The sequence below is a fragment of the Sphingomonas sp. RB1R13 genome (assembly GCF_036663775.1).
Lineage (GTDB): Bacteria > Pseudomonadota > Alphaproteobacteria > Sphingomonadales > Sphingomonadaceae > Sphingomicrobium.
On record NZ_JAXOJM010000009.1, the window covers coordinates 1 to 2,011 of the forward strand.

A 2,011-nucleotide genomic window follows, 5' to 3' on the forward strand; every position below is an offset into this window, starting at 1 on the left:
CCCTACACCTGGCCGCCGGGGCGACCACCCACCCCGCCCCCCCCCCCGGCGGGGGGGGGGTGGGGGGGGGCCCTCGCCACGGGCTGCACGCTTGCGGAGGCGCCCCACCCCCGGCCCCTCCCCTGAAGGGGAGGGGTGAGTTCATCTCATGTCATCTTGCTCTAGGTGTTTGATCCCGGCATTTGATGGTGCGGATTTGATATAAACCGAGCGGGCTCGTTCTGCCATACCTTGCAGATGGCTTCGTAGGGTGTGAGGCCCTTGAGGGTCTTGAGTCTGCGGCCGAAGTTGTAGGCGGCGACGAAGTCGCCGAGATGTTGCCGTAGCTGGTCGTGGCTGTCGTAGTGATAGCGCTTGACGGTCGCGTCCTTGATGGTTCGGTTCATCCGTTCCACCTGCCCGTTGGTCCACGGATGTTTTACCTTGGTCAGCCGGTGCTCGATGCCGTTCTCCTCGCACACGCGGTCGAAGATGTGGTGGAAGGCATATTTGTGATGAGCGTGGTTGGTGAACTGGATGCCGTTATCTGTCAGCACGATGTGGATACGATAGGGCACGGCCGCGACCAGATTGCGCAGGAACTGCGCCGCGATCATCTTGCCGCCTTCCTGATGCAATTCGACGAACGCGAACTTGCTGGTCCGGTCGATTGCAACGAACAGTCGTAGTTTGCCTTCGGCAGTCTGAACCTCGGCAATGTCGATGTGGAAGTAGCCGATCGGGTACGTCTTGAACTTGCGTTTCGGAGCCTTGTCGCCGGTGACCTCGGGCAGGCGGCTGATCCCGTGACGCTGTAGACAGCGATGCAACGACGAGCGCGTCAGGTGTGGGATCGTCGCCTGAAGCGCGTAGAGGCAGTCATCCAGCGGCAGTAACGTATGCCGGCGGAAGGCCACGATGACAGCCTCCTCCTCGATGGTCAGTACCGTGGAGTGCGGATTCTTCGGTCCGGTCGGCAGATCCTTGACCGCTGTGCGCTTCTTCCACTTCGCCACGGTTTTTTGGTTGATCCCGTGGCGCTTCGCCAGAACCCTCAGGCTCTCTTGACTATGCTGTATCGCTCGACGGACTGCCTCTGTCGTGCGGGCGCTCCCGTGTAAAACCTGTCCCATAAGGCTTCCTTCCAGGCTTGCGCCGATGATGCACCATCAAATGCCGAGATCAAACACCTAGGCCGGATCGACATTCAGGCTTCCCAAAGCCGCTGCAGGCTGATTCATAGGCCTCCGTGTCAAAGCGCGGAGGGAGCGATGGGGATCAAGCGTTACGAGTTGAGCGAGGCGCAATGGTCCCGGATTGCCTCGCTGGTTCCGGGCAAGACGACTGATCCCGGCCGAACGGGTTCGGACAACCGCTTGTTCGTGAATGGATGTTTGTGGGTGCTGCGCTCAGGCGCACACTGGTGCGACCTGCCGGAGCGCTACGGCAAGTGGAAGACGGTGCACCGGCGCTTCAGCCGCTGGTGCCATGGCGGCGTCTGGGAGCGCGTGTTCGAGGCGCTGACGGCCGACCGGGACAACCAGTATCTGATGATCGACAGCACCATCGTTCGAGCACACCAACAGGCTGCGACCGGAAAAGGGGGGACGAGGATCAGGCGCTGGGGCGTTCCCGAGGTGGACTGACGACCAAGATCCACATGCTCGCCGACACGTTCGGTCGGCCCTTACGCTTCCGCATCACGCCAGGGCAAGCCAGCGACATCGCCTCCGCATCCGATCTGCTCGAAGGCCAGCAGGCCGGGGGGGTGCTGGCCGACAAAGCCTATGACGGCAACGACTTGCGCGACCGGATCGCAGGCATGAACGCCACGGCTGTCATCCCGTCAAAACGCAACCGCAAGGTCGCCATCCCGCACGACGAAGACATCTACAAGCATCGCAATCAGATCGAGCGATGCTTCGGACGCCTCAAGCACTTCCGACGCTTCGCCACCCGCTACGACCCCCGAACTGCTCACTTCACCGGCTTCGTACATCTCGCCGCCGCCATGATATGGTTACGCTGAATG

Annotated in this window: 1 protein-coding gene and 1 pseudogene; one reads left to right on the forward strand and one right to left on the reverse strand. The window is 61.8% G+C overall.

The window, feature by feature from the left end; genetic code table 11:
* Nucleotides 1–161: 161 nt before the first annotated feature.
* A complete protein-coding gene (locus U1700_RS14315) occupies nucleotides 162–1,112 on the reverse strand; it encodes an IS481 family transposase (RefSeq protein ID WP_332753368.1) in 951 nt (316 codons plus the stop codon).
* A gap of 138 nt (nucleotides 1,113–1,250) precedes the next feature.
* Here U1700_RS14315 and U1700_RS14320 point away from each other — a divergent pair.
* Nucleotides 1,251–2,008: pseudogene (locus U1700_RS14320) on the forward strand (IS5 family transposase).
* Nucleotides 2,009–2,011 lie beyond the last annotated feature (3 nt).

What these genes read in the sequence shown, in the direction of transcription:
- U1700_RS14315 (WP_332753368.1), bottom strand. Translation starts at nt 1,112, where the DNA reads ATGGGACAGGTTTTACACGGGAGCGCCCGCACGACAGAGGCAGTCCGT.